The organism is Streptomyces sp. NPDC032940 (assembly GCF_040636935.1).
In the GTDB taxonomy this organism is placed as follows: Bacteria; Actinomycetota; Actinomycetes; order Streptomycetales; family Streptomycetaceae; genus Streptomyces.
Map to the genome: position 1 here is coordinate 1 of NZ_JBEZVJ010000083.1, position 1,841 is coordinate 1,841.

Below are 1,841 nucleotides of genomic sequence, written 5' to 3' on the forward strand. Positions count from 1 at the left end.
CCCGGCCCATGCCTCCCTCGCCCAGTACCGCGCGCGTCCGGTACGGCCCGACCGTACGCGGATCAGACGGCGCCAGGTCCCACACAGACGGCCTCCCGCAACCATCCCGATCGATTCAGTGACATGTCCTACGCGGCAGGGCCGACGATGTACAGCAACGTGTAGACCCCTGTGTCCTCCGTTGAAGGTTCCCCGTTCTTGTCCATCGGGGCAGCGGTGAGATCAACTTCCCATTTCTCGCTGGTGTAACGGAAGAAGCCTCTGTCCTTCATGGCGTCGCTGAGGCCTTCGTCTTTGAACCCATTGGCCTCGAACTCCTTGAGCGTCGCCGTCACCGCTTCCTTGGGCAAGCCGATGACCTGTGCGCTGTGGTATTGGCCCTCAAGGGGCTCCGATCCCGCCTTGATCTTGTAGCCGAGGGGCAAGGGGATCTCCGGCGGCCACTCGTCAGGTACCTCGTCCTGCTTCTCCAGGCCCTCTTCCGACGATCCGGCGGAGGAGGCCGAGGAAGCAGCGGTGCTGCCGGCCCGGGGCGGGGCGTCGTCCTCCTTCTGATCGGAACAAGCGGTCAGCAGGGTCAAGGAGACGAGGCCGGCTGCGAGCGCGGCGCTGGGACGGAACACGGGGAGGTCCTTCCGATCGATGCAGGTGGGGATGACGTGGGGTCAGTTGTGGTCTGCGTCCGCCTCTTCCAGGGACTCGGCCAGCACCGGCAGTCCGCCGGGCCAGCGGATCGACAGCACCGTCGGTGAAGCGGCCGAGGCGAACTCGTCGGTGCCGGACAGGTGAGCGACACGCCCTGCCGCGAAGGCCGGCAGCGCGTCCAGATCCCGGCTGGCCAGGTCCTGTCGGACCAGCTCGGACGTGGTGGAGTACAGGACGATGACGTCGGATTCGAGCCGGTGCAGATCCTCGTAGTCCAGGGTGTACATCATGCCGTCGTCGTCGGCGTCCAGCTCGGCCACCGAGTCCGCCAGCCGCATGCCCAGCCCTTCGAGCACCCGGACGACCGGGCTGGCATCGGAGAAGACGTGCACCCGATTTCGGGACGGATCGTTGACCACCGCCGCGAAGGAGGTGCCGGTGAGCCCGTGCCGCTCACCGAGCGCGGCCAGGCGAGTGTCGGTGTCCGCGAGCAACTCCTCGCCCTTCGCCGGCACTCCCAGAGCCTTCGCTGTGGTGGCGACGACTCCCTCCCAGGGTTCCAGCGAGGCGTCCGCAGGGCGGGCCACGACCGGGGCGACATCGCTGAGTTGCTCGTACTGCTCCTCGGTCAGGCCCGAGTACGGAGCGAGAATGAGGTCGGGGTCGGTCGCGGCGATCTGTTCCACGGGTAACGTCCAGCTCGCCGAGCCGCTCTCACTGAAGACGACGGGGGCGCCGAGGCCCTTGTCCTCATAGGCGTCCGCGACCCAGGGGAGCATCCCCTCGCCGGACGCGGAGTCCTCCTCGGCGATGCCGACCGGGAACGTGCCCAGCGCGATCGCGGTCTCGGCAGCGCCCCAGCCCCAGGCGGCCACCCGTCGCGGCCTGGACCGGACGACCGTCTCCCCGTAGTCGTGCCTGATCGTCACGGGAAAGGTGCCGGCTGCGGTTCCGGCCGGCTTCTCGGACGCGGTATCGCTGCCGTCACCGGTCGGCCAAGGGACGGTGACGGCGAGGGCCACGGCGACCGCCGCGGCCAGCACGGGTAGGCCGATGCGCCACTTGCGCCGGCCGGGACCGGCGCCCGGGTCCGCTCCCGCGGTGAAGATCTTCGTCGGGTCGAGGTCGTGCGGTCCGGGCAGGACGGTGGTGGGGTCGACGTCGGTGTAGCGGTGCAGTTCGGTGCGTTGCTGTCG

At 68.9% G+C, this 1,841-nt stretch carries 2 protein-coding genes; both read right to left on the reverse strand.

Going from position 1 to position 1,841, the window contains the following annotated elements; genetic code table 11:
* Window positions 1-128 precede the first annotated feature (128 nt).
* On the reverse strand, window positions 129-623 hold the full coding sequence (locus tag AB0E77_RS34160) for a hypothetical protein (protein ID WP_361578897.1): 495 nt from the start codon (window positions 621-623) through the stop codon (window positions 129-131).
* Window positions 624-665: 42 nt separating this feature from the next.
* Window positions 666-1,841 (reverse strand): ABC transporter substrate-binding protein (locus AB0E77_RS34165; protein ID WP_361578900.1); only part of this gene is annotated, 1,176 nt, incomplete at its 5' end.